Genomic DNA, 14,215 nt, shown 5'->3' with positions numbered 1-14,215 from the left:
TGAGAAAAAATGAATCCGCTCCAGAGGATTACGGGCTGGAACCTTGTGCGCCGCAATGCGTAGAACAGCGCTCATGGACCAGACCAAAGCCAAGCTCATCATCCGCGAAGCGACCGTCGCGGACGCCGCCGCGATCGCCCGCCTCTCCGTCAAGGTCTACGGCAAGGCCGACGCCTTCACCCGCGCCGAGATCCGCGGACAGGTCATCAATTTCCCCGAAGGCCAGTTCGTCGCCGAATACGAAGGCAAGGTCGTCGGCCACTGCGCGACGATGATCGTCACCTCCGACCTCGCCTTCAAGCCGCACACCTGGGAAGAGATCAGCAACGGCGGCTATGGCCGCCCGCCCGCGCCCGAGGGCGACGTGCTCTACGGCTTCGAGGTCTGCGTCGATCCCGACTATCGCCGCCTGCGCATCGGCCAGCGCCTCTACCGCAAGCGGCGCGAGGTCTGCCAGTATTTCGAGCTGAAGGGCATCGCCTTCGCGGGCCGCATGCCCGGCTACTACCGCCGCAAGCGCCAGTACCCCGATCCGGCCGATTACGTGCAGGCGGTGCGCGACAAGAAGATCCGCGATCAGGTCATCAACTTCCAGATGAACGAGGGCTACGAGCCGCGCGGTATCCTGCCTGACTACATCCCGGCCGACCGCGAGAGCGGCGGCAATGCGGTCCTCATGTACTGGACCAACCCGCTGGCCCCGCTCGACACCGGCAAGGCGATCCCCGGCCTCAAGGAGCGCGTCCCCTCCAGCGTGCGCGTCGCCACCGTGCAGTTCCAGATGCGCAAGATCGACACGATCGACGAGTTCGAGGCCCAGGTCGAATACTGGATCGACGTCGCCGCCGACTACGAGAGCGACTTCGTGGCCTTCCCCGAGCTGTTCACCCTCGAACTGCTCTCGATCGAGGAGAAGAAGCTGCAGCCGGTCGAGGCGATCGAGAAGATCGCGGAGTACACCGAGCGCTTCGTCGAGTTCATGCAGCGCATGGCGGTCAGCTACAACATCAACATCATCGGCGGCTCACATCCTACCCGCGTCAAGCTGGGCGGCGGCAAGAGCGAGATCCGCAACATCGCCTACACCTTCCTGCGCGACGGTGCAGTGCATGAAACGCAAAAGCTGCACCCGACGCCCTCCGAACGGCGCTGGTGGAACATCAAGGGCGGCTACGGCGCCAACGTCATCCCCACCGACTGCGGACCGATCGGGGTGATGATCTGCTACGACAGCGAGTTCCCCGAACTCGCGCGCCACCTCGTCAACCAGGGCGCGCTGATGCTGTTCGTGCCGTTCTGCACCGACGAGCGGCGCGGCTACCTGCGGGTGCGCTACTGCGCGCAGGCCCGCGCGGTGGAGAACCAGTGCTATGTCGTCACCTCGGGCGTGGTGGGCAACCTGCCCAACGTCGAGAACATGGACGTCCACTACGCCGAAAGCGCGATCCTGACGCCCAGCGACTTCCCCTTCGCCCGCGACGGCGTGGCGGCGGACACCGCGCCCAACACCGAGACGATCGCGATCTCCGACCTCAGCCTCGACGCGCTGCTGACCGCACGCCAGTCGGGCGCGGTGCAGAACCTCAAGGATCGCCGCTTCGACCTCTACCGGGTGGAGTGGGCGCAGCACTGAGGGGAGTGCCCCTTGCGTCAGCATTTGGGCTGGCGCCTGCCATTGCACTTGCAGTCCGCACAGCCCCGCTCTACCGCACCTCATGGCCAAAGCAGACCGTCTCGAACGCCTCGATACCCGCCGCGCCGACCTCGAAGTCGATTATCGCGAGGCGCTGATCGCTGCGCTCAAGATATGCGCCGCAGGAAAGTGGGGCCTGTTCGACCACAACGCCGATCGCGCAGCCCGCACCGCCGTAGCCCCGACGATCACCGAGCTGACCGAACTCGCCGAAGAGATCGACGCCGCGCGCGAACAGCTTTTCATGGAACCCTTCGAACTGCACCAAGAATTCCTGCGCCAGCGTGGACCGGTGGATTCGCAGGCCGTGGGCGAACCCAAGCAGGCGCGCGCCTGGCTCGATTGCCTCACGGCGAAGGACCAGGGCGTAAACTCATAAGCAGCACCCTCTAGGCTCACGCGACCCAGCGGATCGCGTTCTCCACCAGCCGCCGGTAATTGGGATCGTCGTAGACGGATGGTCCATCGCCCGGCTGAAGATAGAAGAGCCGGCTGCTTGCCACTTCGCGCGTCCATCCGATCAGGTCGCTGCCCGGCGGGTGATCCCATCCCCCACGGTCGTACATGCTGCCGCCGACCGCCAGTTCGGCGGAGAAGAACTGTTCGCGCGTGAAGGGAATGTCGGCCCGCAACAGGGGCGTCACGTCCTCCGCGAAGATCTCCGCAAGGTATGTTTCGTCGGTCAGCGCGAAGCGTGGCGGCAGGCCTGCCGTCACCGGATGATCCGCAAGGACCACCGCCTCGTATGTCACGCCGTGTGCATAGCCGCTGTCGAGTACGCGCCGTCCGCGCACTGTCCCGGGGTGGTAGAGGAACCGCCCGCCCAACCATTCATGGTACTCGTCCCAGGTCGGCCAGCCCGCCAGCGCATGATGCAGCGCAACGACGCCCTTGCCATCCTCCAGCAGCGCACGGAAGCCCTCGGCCAGTCCCGGCGGCGGATCGAGGTGCAGCGGCGCGCCCGCGCCCGCCTCGAAGTCGAGGCCCGGCATGTCGTAGAGGACCAGCGCATCGAACCCGCGCATCCCTTCCGGGTTCATCAGCTTCGCGGCTGCCGGCTGGTCCACCATCGTCGCGCTGATGCCTTCCATCGATTGAAACAGCGCGTCGAACGCAGTGCGATCGAACGGATGCCCGCGCACCGCGACGAGGCACTGGATGGGGGCGCGATGGCGGATGGTCGGCATCAGAGCTTCACGACCACCTTGCCGATGTTCTTGCCGGTCAGCATCCGCTCGTAAGCGGTGAGGACGTTCTCCAGCCCGGCGGTTTCATCGAAGCGGACGGCCAGCTTTCCGGCGTCGAGCCATTCGCGCAGCTGCGGCATGAATTCCGCGCCGCGATGAAGGAAGTCGGGGATGAAGAATCCCTCGATCCGCAGGCGCCGCATCAGCACCTGATCGAACTTTGCCGGTCCCGGCATCGGCGCATCGGTGTCGTATCCCGCCACCATGCCGCACACCGCCACGCGGCCGTAATGGGCCATGTTGCCCAGGACGGCGTCGAGGATCGGGCCGCCGACGTTGTCGAAGAAGGCGTTAATCCCGCCCGGCACTTGCGCCAGGCGTGCAGCCACATCCTCGCTGCGGTAGTCGATCGCCATGTCGACGCCGACCTCTTCGATCAGGTAGCGGCATTTGTCCGCCCCGCCCGCGATGCCCACGACCTTGGCGCCAAGGTTGCGGCCCACCTGACAGGCGAGACTGCCAGTCGCCCCCGCCGCAGCGGAAACCACCAGCCATTCCCCGGGCTTCACCGCCGCGACTTCCCTGACGCCGACGAAGGCCGTCCAGGCATTCATGCCGAGCGCCCCGAAGTGCTGGCGCGGGTCGGCGACCGTCTCATCGACGACTTCCAGCCCGGTCAGTGCCGGGACCACGGTGGCGACGTCGGCCCACTGCCCGAAGCCGCGCACCAGCGCGCCGACCGGATAGGCCGCATCCGCGCTTTCGGTCACCCGGCCGAGCACCAGGCCGACCATCTTCGATCCCAGCGGCAGCGGCGGCTGATATCCATCGGTACGCGGGCTCATCCACATGCGCGTGCCCGCATCCATCGACAACCACTCGACCGCGATGCGCACCTCGCCTTCGTTCAACGGAGCGCTTTCTTCCTCCTGCAGGCTCAGGAAGCGGGCGAAATCGGTATTTCCTTCCGGATGGCGATCCAGTCGCCAGAAACGGCAGCGCGTCAATTCAGGTCTCCTCTGCCCCGTTGTCCCGGACTTGATCCGGGACCGGCGGCTATCTTCAGGCGCCTCCCGCCGGAACGAGGCCTCGCCGCAGCAAGGCTGGTCACGGCCAGCGGTCCCGGATCGCACCCTCGCGCCGGGGCATGTCGAGGCCACCTGTCCAAACTGATAGGGCTATCCGTTTGCACAGGACATGTCCCGATTGCTGCGGGTCTAGGCAGCGAACAAGAACGATTACAAAAATTCGGGAGGTTACTGAAATGCGAGTTCCCAAATCCGCCATGCTCATGTCGACGGCGCTGACGATGATCGCGGCTCCCGCGATGGCGCAGGATGCAGCTGTGCCCGCCATCGCCGCTCAGGACGACGCAGCCCAGCAGCAACAGGGCGGCCTCAACGACATCATCGTCACCGCCCGCAAGCGGCAGGAGACGGTGCAGGACGTGCCGGTCGCCGTCACCGCCATCTCGGCTGAGCAGATCGCCACGCGCGATGTCACCAGCGTCGAGAAGATCACGGCGATCGCCCCGCAGTTCAGCGTCGGCCGCGCCTCCAACGGTTCGGGCGCGCAGCTCACCCTGCGAGGCATCGGCTCGTCCTCAACCTCGATCGGCATCGAGCAGTCGGTCGCGGTCGTGGTGGACGGCGCCTACTACGGCCAGGGCCGCGTCATCAACGAGGGCTTCTTCGACCTCGCCCGCGTCGAGGTGCTCAAAGGCCCGCAGGCGCTGTTCTTCGGCAAGAACGCCACCGCTGGCGTGATCTCGATCACCAGCGCCGACCCGACCGCCACGTTCGAAGGCATGGTCAAGGGCGGCTACGAGATCAAGAGCCAGCAATACCGCCTCGAAGGCTTCCTGTCCGGCCCGCTGAGCGACACCCTCGGCTTCCGCATTGCCGCGCGCTACACCAAGATGGACGGCGGCTACTATCGCAACGTCGCCGATCCCATCAACTACACCGAGATCGATTCCGCCAGCATCCTCGCAGGCGGCGCCGGCGATGCGACCACCCATGTCGCCCAGCCCGCCGCACGCAAGGCGCCGGGCGAAGAGGAATTCCTCACCCGCGCCACCCTGAAGTGGGAACCGACCGACCGCTTCACCGCCACCCTCAAGGGCAGCTTCGACCAGAGCACGGTCAACAACTCTTCATGGAACTATGTCGCCTACCGGTGCGGGGATGGCGATACCTCGCAGCTCAACGGCTATGCCTGCGGCAAGGACTTCGTTACCCACCAGAACAACATGCCTGCCGACATCGCGGCCACGTATCCTTACGCGAAGAAGGACGGCTCGCTCTACAACAAGTACCGTTCGGCAGGCGGTACCCTGAACCTCACCTACGACGCGGACCAGTTGCAGATTTCGTCAGTCACCAACTACCAGTGGAACAATAACCGCTGGGCCTGCGCCTGCGATTTCCAGTCGGGCGGCAGCGAGAACGGCATCGGCCCGACCTGGGCGACCGAGAATTCCTCGTGGAAGGCGTTCAGCCAGGAACTGCGCGCGCTGTCGCAGTTCGACGGGCCGTTCAACTTCATGCTGGGCATGCTCTACCAGAAGACGCGGCGTGATTTCGACCAGTACGTGCTGACCGGCGGCGTCTCCAACTCGGACGCACCCGCAGGCTACGAATACGTCACCACCGCCAAGAACAGCTTTACCAAGGGCGAGACGATGGCCGTGTTCGGTCAGGCGACCTACAAGATCCTGCCGGGCCTCGAACTCGCAGGCGGCGTGCGCTACACCGACGAGACGAAGAACAGCTTCTTCACCCAGCCCTACAACAACCCGCTGGTTCTGGGCATCTTCCGCGACCAGAACGACCCCGACGGCCTCGGCGAAGTGACCGCGCGCCAGCACTTCACCAACTGGTCGCCCGAAGCCACGCTGACCTGGAAGCCGACCCCCGACCTCATGGTCTACGGCGCTTACAAGACCGCCTACAAGTCGGGCGGCTTCTCCAACGGCGGCATCAACTCGAAGTTCTCGACCGACCCCACCGCCGACCTCACCTTCGATCCGGAGAAGGCGGAAGGCTTCGAGATCGGCTTCAAGTCCACCCTGCTCGACCGCCAGCTGCGCTTCAACGTGACGGCGTTCAGCTACAAGTACAAGAACCTGCAGGTCGACTTCTTCAACTCGCCGATCTTCGCTTTCCAGACCCTTACCGCCGACGCGCGTACCAAGGGCGTCGAGGCCGAGTTCGAGTTCGCGCCCAACGGCATCGCCGGGCTCGATATCCATGGCTCGATCAACTACGACAAGGCCACGTACATCGACTTCCCGCTGGCCCCCTGCTATGCAGGCCAGACCCCGGCGGAAGGCTGCAACCTGTCGGGCAACAGCCGTCAGGACCTGACCGGCGCGCCGCTTTCGGTGGCTCCGCGCTGGACCGGCAACCTCGGCATCGGTTACGAGATGTCGATCGGATCGGCCAACAAGCTGGGCTTCAACATCGATAGCAAGTATTCGGCCAGCTACCTCGCCTCGGGCTTCGGCAACCCGCTGTCGCGCCAGAGCAAGTATGTGACGCTCGACGCCGGCATCCGCTTCGGCGCCGAGGACGACAACTGGCAGATCGCGCTGATCGGCAAGAACCTGACCAACCGCTTCTACGTGACCGGCGTGGTCGACGGCCCCTCGACCGGCGGCGGCACCGGCACTGCCGCGGGCGTGAAGGCCGACCAGCTCGGCTTCGGCACCCTGCCCCGCACCGTTATGGTGGAAGTGACCAAGCGGTTCTGAATTGCAGCCCCATTGGTTCGGGACTTCGGTCCTGGATCGATGGGGCTTCGACAAGCTCAGCCTGAGCGGTTTTGAGAGCAAATCTTCAAATTCCGCTCAGGCTGAGCTTGTCGAAGCCCCATCAGCACAACGCTCATTTGTTGCGCCGCAGCGCAACTTTTCCGTATGCGGCGGCCCGATCCGGCGCTAGGTCACCGGCATGACAGAACCGGCACGGCACCCCGGCGCCGCGAAAGGACTGCCCGATGAAGACCCCCCGCACCTTCCTCGCCGCGCTGCTGCTCTGCGCCGCGCCTCTCGCCATCGCCGCCACCGAACCCGCAGGCATCAACGAAGCCGCGATGGATACTTCGGTGAAGCCCGGCGACGAGTTCTACCTGTTCGCCAACGGCGCGTGGCTGGCCAAGGCCGAAATTCCCGCCGACCGCAGCCGCATCGGCGCCCACACCGTCGCCGCCGACGAGACCGAACGCCAGCAGACCGCACTCATCCAGAAGATCCTCGGCGCCAAGCAGAAGCCCGGCACCGACGAGGCGAAGATCGGCGACTACTGGCGCGCCTACCTCGACACCGCCGCGATCGACAAGCTGGGCATCACGCCGCTCAAGGCCGACCTGACGCGCTATGCCGGGATCAAGGACAAGGCCGCGCTGGTCAAGGTGCTGGGCGACCAGACCGAGGCCGACCTCGACCTGTTCAACAACAACAACGACATGTCGACCGAGAACCTGTTCGGCCTGTTCATCACCAAGGCGCTCAAGAGCGACGAAGTGGTGCCCTACCTGTTCCAGGGCGGCATCGCCCTGCCCGACCGCGAATACTACGTCTCGGCCGAGCCGCGCATGGTCAAGATCAGGGCCGACTACCTGAAGTACATCGCCGACCTGCTGCGCCTGTCCGGCCTCGACCAGCCCGAGGCCCGCGCCGCGCGCATCCTGGCGCTGGAAACGAAGATCGCGCAGGCCCACCCGAGCAAGGCCGACACCGCCGACTTCACGCAAGGCGGCACCCTGTGGACCCGCGCCGAGTTCGCCGCGAAGGCCCCCGGCATGGACTGGGACGCCTACTTCACCGCCGCGCACATGCCCGCGCAGCAGACTTTCGACGTCTACAGCCCCTCCGCGATCACCGGCCTTGCCGCGCTCGTCGGCTCGGAGCCGCTGGACGCCTGGAAGGACTGGCTGGCCTTCCACCGCATCAACGCGCAGACCGACGTGCTGCCGGGCAAGTTCGACGCCCTGCACTTCGCGTTCTTCGACACCAACCTGTCCGGCACGCCCCAGCAGAAAACGCGCGAGAAGCGGGCGCTGGCCTCGGTCAACAGCGACCTCGGCATGCCCTTCGGCAAGCTCTATGTGCGCGAATACTTCCCGCCTGCCGCCAAGGCGCAGGTGGAGGACATGTCCACCCGCATCAAGCATGCCTTCGCCCGCCGCATCGACGCGCTCGACTGGATGAGCCCGGCGACGCGCACCGAGGCCAAGGCGAAGCTGGAAGGCATGGTGGTCGCGGTCGGCTATCCCGACGTGTGGCCCGACACCTCGATGATCGTCATCAAGCCGGGTCAGGCTTACGCCAACCGCATGTCGGCGATCCACGGCTACACGCTCCAGCAGATTTCCAAGCTGGGCAAGCCGCAAGACCGGGGCGAGTGGTGGATGACCCCGCAGCTGGTCAACGCGGTGAACCTGCCGGTGCAGAACGCGCTGAACTTCCCCGCCGCGATCCTGCAGAAGCCGTTCTTCGATCCCGCCGCCGACCTCGCTTCCAACTACGGCGCGATCGGCGCGGTTATCGGGCACGAGATCAGCCACAGCTTCGACGCCAGCGGCGCGGCGGTGGACGGCAACGGCATCCTGCGCGACTGGTGGACGAAGGAAGACCTCGCCCACTTCGAGACGCAGACGCAGGCTCTGGTCGCGCAGTACGACGCCTATCAGCCGTTCCCCGACCTGCACCTCAACGGCAAGCTGGAACTGGGTGAAAACGGCGCCGACGTGGCCGGCCTCGCCGCCGCCTACGACGCCTATCGTGAGGCGCTGGGCGGCAAGGAACTGCCGATTATCGACGGCTACACCGGCGACCAGCGCTTCTTCATCGCCTTTGCCCAGAGCTGGGGCGATAAGACCCGCGAAGGCGCGCTGCGCCGTCAGGTCATCGGCAATCCCCACGCACCGGGCCAGTACCGCGCGCTGACCGTGCGCAACATCGACGCCTGGTACAAGGCGTTCGACATCAAGCCGGGCGACAAGCTGTACCTGCCGCCCGAAAAGCGCGTGAAGCTTTGGTAAGCTCTTAAACAGTGCCCAGCAGATGGGGCTTCGACAGGCTCAGCCTGAGCGGGTTTTGAGAGGTTTATACTAACCCCGCTCACCCTGAGCTTGTCGAAGGGTCAGGCTCAGCCCCTCAAAGCCCCATCCGCAAAAGCGACTTGGGTCGGGATATCTACACCCCGCGCGGGGCGTGCTGGCGGTGGATGTTGCGGAACGAGCGGCTCTTGAACAGCCACTTGCCGTCGATCTTGACGCAAGTGTCCTCGTAGACGCCGCGATCGCGCATGGTGATCCCGTCCTGATCGTAGACCTCGGAGGTATAGCTGCGCATCACCGCGCTATCGCCGCTGACCTCGACCGAGCCGGGCCATGCCTCGAACATGATTCCGGGATAGGCCTTCATCGCCTCAATCCACATGGCGACGATGGCCGGGCGGCCCTTGGTGGTGCCCAGTTCCGGATAGTCCGGCAGCGACCATTCCGCGTCCTCGGCCCAAGTCGCGCCCCAGGCTTCGGAGTCGCGGCGCGTCACCGCGTCGGCGTAAGTCTCAAGCAGTTCGCGAATGGCGAGGCGGTCCTCGAACGGGCCGGTAAAGGGCATTTCAGCATTCTCCCAAATCGTTTCAGGCAGATGCTAGCCCCTGCTCCGGCGCGCGAAACTATGCCTTGTGCGAGTAATTACGCCCCCACCGGCCGCTCGTTCGGCCCCGGCGCCTCGTCGGGCACCGCCACCTCGATCATGCCGCCCTCGATCCGCAGCGGGAACACGCGCAGGTCCGCATAGGCGCCGCCGATGCAGCGGCCGGTAGCGGCCTCGAAGCGGGCGCCGTGCAGCGGGCACATGATCGCCCCGCGCCGCACGCGGCCGGGCGAGAGCAGCGCGGCCTGATGGGTGCAGCGGTCGTTAACGGCGCGAAAGCCGTCCTCGACCTTCACGATCAGCACGCTCCAGCCGCCCAGCATGATCGCGGCCTTGCCCTCCTCGGGGAAGTCGACCTCGGCGATGACGGAATGGAAGGTTTCGCTCATGGTAGCCATCGTATCCAGAACTCAGATGCAAACCAGCGTCTTGCCGATGGTACGGCCCGACATGAGGTCGATGAAGGCAGCAGGCAGATTCTCGAACCCGTCGCGCAAGTTGGCCAGCGGGCGGAGCTTGCCCTCTGCTACCCACTGGTCCAGTTCTGCCTGCGCCTCGGCCAGCACATCCGGGTAATCGTAAGTGATGAAGCCCTGCATCTTGATGCGGTTCACCACCAGTTGCCAGAGCGTCTTGACGCCGTAGGGATGGTCAGCGTCATTGTACTGGCCGATCATCCCGCACACCGCGACGCGGCCGTGGAGGCGCATCAGCGGCAGAATTGCTTCCAGCATCTCGCCGCCGACGTTGTCGAAATAGACGTCGATCCCCTCGGGCGCGACTTTCGCGATTTCGGCCGCGATGTCGGGGGTGGCACGGTAATCGATCGCGGCATCGAAACCGAGTTCGCGGATGACCTCGGCCTTCTCGGGAGAACCGACGATGCCGATTACGCGGCAACCCCTGGCCTTGGCGATCTGGCCCACGGTCGAGCCCGTCGCCCCGGCGGCGGCACTGACAAGCACGGTCTCGCCCGCTTTCGCCTCGCCCACCGCGAAAAGGCCTACCCACGCGGTCAGCCCGACCGGGCCGAGCGCGCCCATGTAGTGATGCAGGTCCGTCCCCGGCTGCTGGTGCACCGTCTCCAGCCCCCAGCTTTCGCCCGAGAGGATATAGTGGTCCTGCCAGGTGGCAAAGGCGCGCACGAACGTGCCGACCGGGTAGTCCGCATTGTTGGACTGTACGACTTCGCCCAGCGACATGCCGTTGATCGGCGCACCCAGCGCGACCGGCTCGATGTAGCTCGGCCGATCGTCGAGGAAGCCGCGGATCGCCGGGTCCACCGACCCGACGCGCATGGCCACCAGGAATTCGCCGTCGCCTGGCTCGGGCATTTCCGCCTCTGCCAGCGTGAAGTCCTCGGGCACCGGCATCCCTTCGGGGCGCCGCGCCAGCAATATCTGTCTTACCTTTCCCATCCCCCCTGCTTACCCGCGCCGGGCCTGAGCGGAAGGCTGGTCTAAACGCTAGGTTCGTCTCCTCAGGACCGGGGGCAAACTCCTTCCCAAACAGATGTGGAGCAGGATTCATGAGCATGTCCCCCGAAGAGATCGCCCGGCTCGTCGATGCCCTCTACGCCGCAGCAGGCGCGGGCGACTGGGAGACGGCGAACGCAATGCTCACCGACGATTTCGTGGCCTATGAAGCCGATTCCCTCCCAATGGCCGGTGCCTATCGCGGCAAGACCGGCCTGCAGGACCTGTTCGCCAAGGCCATGGGCATGGCCGACGTCGTCGCGCTCGATCGCAGCGACCTGCTGACCGGGAAGGACAGCGCGATCGCGGTGCTGACGATGCGTTTCGCCGATCCCGCGCTGGCCCCCGCAGAACTGTGCGAGATGTTCCGCTTCCGCGACGGCAAGTGCTGCGAGATCAAGCCGTACTATTACGATCCTGCCGCCTTCAACGCCGCCGCGGCCGCCAAGGCGGAGGCGGCCTGACCGGCAGCGGCTCGTCCACGGCGCCCCTCATGACCCTGCCCCCGTTCGAGGTCGTCGCCGAAGGCCACGACTTCATCGAGGCACCGCGCATTTCCGCCGAGGGCGAGGTCTGGTTCGCGGATCTCACCGGGAAAGGCGTATACCGCAACAGGCCGGGGCGGGAGACGGAACTGATGCTGCCCGACCGGCTATGGGTGGGCGGCATCGTTTTCGACGATTCCGGCAAAGTCCTGTGCAGCGGGCAAGGCGGCATCGTCGCGCTTGACCCGGCGACGGGCACCACGCGCGCCGTCCTGACTCGGATCGAAGACATCCCGGTCGTCGCGGTCAACGACATGGAAGGCGACGGACGCGGCGGTCTCTTCGCCGGCACCATCGATTTCGAAGCGATCTTCGAAACCGGCGAGCGCCCCGCACCCGGACTGCTCTTCCACATGTCTTGCGAAGGCGAAGTCACCGTGCTGCGGCGCGACGTGGTCGCATCCAACGGTATCGCGACGAGCCCTTGCGGGACGTGGCTCTACCACATGGAAACGACACGCGGCATCTGGCGCTATCCGCTTGCGCCGGACGGCCTGCCCGGAGCGGGCGAACTGCTGGTGGAACTGGACGACGGCGACGGGCTGACGCTGGATACCGCCGGTAACCTCTGGACCGCCTGCTGGAATACTGCTCGCCTGCGTCGCTTTGCCCCGGACGGGACGCAGACCGAAGACCTGCCTCTCCCTTATCCGCATGTCGTCAGCGTCGCTTTCGGCAGCCACGATCCGGACTGGCTCTACGTCAGTACCGGCGGCAACACCGATGCGCCGCGCTCGGGCGCGGTACTGCGCATGAAGGTCGATATTCCCGGCCTGCCGGGGCCGACGACGCACCTGCGCGCGCTCTGCCGGGATTAGTGCCCGGCGGACTGCTCGTAGAGTTCCAGGGGCAGACCGTCGGGATCACTGAAGAACGTGAAACGCGCTCCTGTATGCTCGTCCCGGCGTAATGGTTCGCAAGTGACGCCGTGTTCCGCCAGCTGCGCGACAGCCGCGTCGATGTCTGCGGTCGCGAAGGCGAGATGGCGCAGCCCGGCAGCTTCAGGATACGAAGGGCGCGCGGCCGGCTCCGGGAACGAGAACAGTTCCAGTTGGGCCGCGCCGATGCGCAAGTCGCACTTCCATGACTGGCGCTCCTCCCGGTAAACCTCACGGATTATCTCCAGTCCGAGGATTTCCGCATAGAAGCGCCGGGACACGGCGTAGTCGGTGCAAATCAGGGCGACGTGATGGATAGTGGCGAACATGGTGAAGGACGGTCTACCGAAACGGTCCGGCCCCTGCCAGTGGCACAATCCCGAAGGCTCACCTTGAGCCCGCTGCCATGCCGCCGCATCGGCGGAACCGGTGATCACAAGTGCCCACAAAGCCGCATGCGCATTCCGATAAACCGGGAGCCAAAATTATCCTCCCGATACCAATACAGGCAGTTCCAAGCCCTGCAAATCGGCCATTGGTTACAATAACGCAGTAATACTAATGCCGTCTACGGCTGGACGCAGATCGTTGCGTATGATGTATTTTCACTCGCGGGAGGCCAAGCCTCACATTCTGGAAATCGTATGCCCACGCTTTCGATTTGCGTTCCCACCTACAATCGCTCGGCCTGTCTGGCGGAACTGCTCGACAGCATCCTCGCCGAAAATTGCGCGGACGTGGAAGTGGTCGTCGGTGACGATGCCTCTCCCGACGATACCGAGGCGGTCGCCGGGGCTTATGCCGACCGGCTTGAGCATTTCACCTACTTCCGGCACCCGATCAATGTCGGGGTCGACGGCAACATAGCCGCCGTGGCCGCGCGGGCGACGGGTGACTACGTGTGGCTGATGGGAGACGACGACCGGATCGAGCGAGGCGGCATCCGCCGGGTGCTCGCGGCACTGTCGGCCTGGCCGGACGCGGTAGCCCTGACCGTCGGCGTTATCGACTACGACGTCACCATGCGCAGGATGACGGGCATCCGCAAGATGCCCCGGACCCAGTGCTTCACCGGCATCGGCCCGGCATTCAGCCATCTGGCCGAATTGCTCGGTTTCATCTCGGCCACCCTCGTGCGGCGCCGCGATTGGGAGGCAGCTGCCGTCGATCCGCGTGCCCGGACGATGACGAACCTCTATTCGCAAGTCTACATCGCAGGCCTGGCCGTCGGCGAGAAAGGCCGCTGGGGCGTCGTCGAGGAGCCCTGCGTGGGATTCCGTTCAGGCAACGACCAGCTCAAGCGCCGCGTCGGATGGCTGGAGCGGCTGAAAGTCGACGTGCGCGCCTATGACGAGATCGCGCAACTGTTGTTCCCCCAGGACCGCCGCGTCCGGCGTGCGATGGCCCGGCGGATTTTCGACACACACGTGATCGCGCGCATCGTCAATGCCAAGACCGAAGGCACGACATCACGCGACGTCGTGCTGGCGACGGCCTATCTGCTGCGCCGCTACTTCGCACTGCCGCGCTTCTGGACCTTCGCCCTGCCTCTGCTGGTCACCCCGGGTGCCGCGGTCAGGGCGGTCCGCCGCGCGTACAAGGCGACGATACGCGAATCCGGCAGCGGCCGCGCGCGCCAGTTCGCTCTCAACCCGGCGCTGAGGCCGTAATCGCAAAGACAAAGGGAGACATCGCCATCGGCCTCTTCAAGCCCATCGCGCCCGCTGCGCACCCGCTCGACGACCCCGATCTGCCGGGGGATTTCGGCCA

At 65.5% G+C, this 14,215-nt stretch carries 13 protein-coding genes; 7 read left to right on the top strand and 6 right to left on the bottom strand.

All coding sequences use genetic code 11. The annotated features are described in order from the left end of the window. Positions 1-73 precede the first annotated feature (73 nt). Together ACODRZ_RS14730 and ACODRZ_RS14725 are read left to right on the top strand one after the other, a co-directional pair. Positions 74-1,633: a carbon-nitrogen hydrolase family protein gene (locus tag ACODRZ_RS14730; RefSeq protein ID WP_488971592.1), complete on the top strand. Its 1,560-nt coding sequence runs from the start codon at positions 74-76 to the stop codon at positions 1,631-1,633. Between the two features lie 82 nt (positions 1,634-1,715). Continuing rightward, positions 1,716-2,072 (top strand): hypothetical protein, encoded by a 357-nt coding sequence (locus tag ACODRZ_RS14725; RefSeq protein ID WP_488971591.1) that lies wholly within the window; start codon positions 1,716-1,718, stop codon positions 2,070-2,072. A 16-nt stretch (positions 2,073-2,088) separates the two neighbouring features. Here the strand turns inward: ACODRZ_RS14725 and ACODRZ_RS14720 are convergent, their stop codons facing one another. Together ACODRZ_RS14720 and ACODRZ_RS14715 are read right to left on the bottom strand one after the other, a co-directional pair. Then, positions 2,089-2,880 carry a ThuA domain-containing protein gene (locus ACODRZ_RS14720; protein ID WP_488971590.1) on the bottom strand — a complete coding sequence of 264 codons (792 nt, stop codon included), beginning with the start codon at positions 2,878-2,880 and terminating at the stop codon, positions 2,089-2,091. Beyond that, positions 2,880-3,887 (bottom strand): NADP-dependent oxidoreductase, encoded by a 1,008-nt coding sequence (locus tag ACODRZ_RS14715; protein ID WP_488971589.1) that lies wholly within the window; start codon positions 3,885-3,887, stop codon positions 2,880-2,882. Before ACODRZ_RS14715 ends, ACODRZ_RS14720 begins: the two co-directional genes overlap by 1 nt. Positions 3,888-4,144: 257 nt before the next feature. On the opposite strand from ACODRZ_RS14715, the gene ACODRZ_RS14710 reads away from it, so the two are divergent. Then, the gene (locus ACODRZ_RS14710) at positions 4,145-6,634 is read left to right on the top strand and encodes a TonB-dependent receptor (RefSeq protein ID WP_488971588.1); all 2,490 of its coding nucleotides are present in this window, start codon (positions 4,145-4,147) and stop codon (positions 6,632-6,634) included. A gap of 245 nt (positions 6,635-6,879) precedes the next feature. Next, a complete protein-coding gene (locus ACODRZ_RS14705) occupies positions 6,880-8,925 on the top strand; it encodes a M13 family metallopeptidase (RefSeq protein ID WP_488971587.1) in 2,046 nt (681 codons plus the stop codon). Between the two features lie 154 nt (positions 8,926-9,079). Here the strand turns inward: ACODRZ_RS14705 and ACODRZ_RS14700 are convergent, their stop codons facing one another. From ACODRZ_RS14700 to ACODRZ_RS14690, 3 genes are all read right to left on the bottom strand, one after another. Next, the gene (locus ACODRZ_RS14700; RefSeq protein WP_488971586.1) at positions 9,080-9,508 is read right to left on the bottom strand and encodes a nuclear transport factor 2 family protein; all 429 of its coding nucleotides are present in this window, start codon (positions 9,506-9,508) and stop codon (positions 9,080-9,082) included. 77 nt (positions 9,509-9,585) lie between these two features. Beyond that, positions 9,586-9,936: a Rieske (2Fe-2S) protein gene (locus ACODRZ_RS14695; RefSeq protein ID WP_488971585.1), complete on the bottom strand. Its 351-nt coding sequence runs from the start codon at positions 9,934-9,936 to the stop codon at positions 9,586-9,588. A gap of 21 nt (positions 9,937-9,957) precedes the next feature. Next, on the bottom strand, positions 9,958-10,965 hold the full coding sequence (locus ACODRZ_RS14690) for an NADP-dependent oxidoreductase (protein ID WP_488971584.1): 1,008 nt from the start codon (positions 10,963-10,965) through the stop codon (positions 9,958-9,960). 110 nt (positions 10,966-11,075) lie between these two features. On the opposite strand from ACODRZ_RS14690, the gene ACODRZ_RS14685 reads away from it, so the two are divergent. Both ACODRZ_RS14685 and ACODRZ_RS14680 read left to right on the top strand, forming a co-directional pair. Beyond that, entirely contained in the window at positions 11,076-11,486 is a 411-nt protein-coding gene (locus ACODRZ_RS14685) for a nuclear transport factor 2 family protein (RefSeq protein WP_488971583.1), read from the top strand. Between the two features lie 29 nt (positions 11,487-11,515). After that, the gene (locus tag ACODRZ_RS14680; protein WP_488971582.1) at positions 11,516-12,385 is read left to right on the top strand and encodes an SMP-30/gluconolactonase/LRE family protein; all 870 of its coding nucleotides are present in this window, start codon (positions 11,516-11,518) and stop codon (positions 12,383-12,385) included. Here ACODRZ_RS14680 and gloA2 read toward each other — a convergent pair. After that, positions 12,382-12,774, bottom strand: coding sequence for an SMU1112c/YaeR family gloxylase I-like metalloprotein (gene gloA2 / locus ACODRZ_RS14675; protein ID WP_488971581.1), 393 nt, complete (start codon positions 12,772-12,774; stop codon positions 12,382-12,384). The genes ACODRZ_RS14680 and gloA2 overlap by 4 nt on opposite strands. A gap of 315 nt (positions 12,775-13,089) precedes the next feature. Between gloA2 and ACODRZ_RS14670 the strand changes: the two genes are divergently transcribed. After that, the gene (locus tag ACODRZ_RS14670) at positions 13,090-14,115 is read left to right on the top strand and encodes a glycosyltransferase family 2 protein (protein ID WP_488971580.1); all 1,026 of its coding nucleotides are present in this window, start codon (positions 13,090-13,092) and stop codon (positions 14,113-14,115) included. Positions 14,116-14,215: the final 100 nt, after the last annotated feature.

The organism is Novosphingobium sp. FG90 (assembly GCF_057808725.1).
The sequence above is the reverse complement of the archived record's forward strand: the minus strand, read 5'-3'. Positions and strand labels throughout refer to the sequence as shown.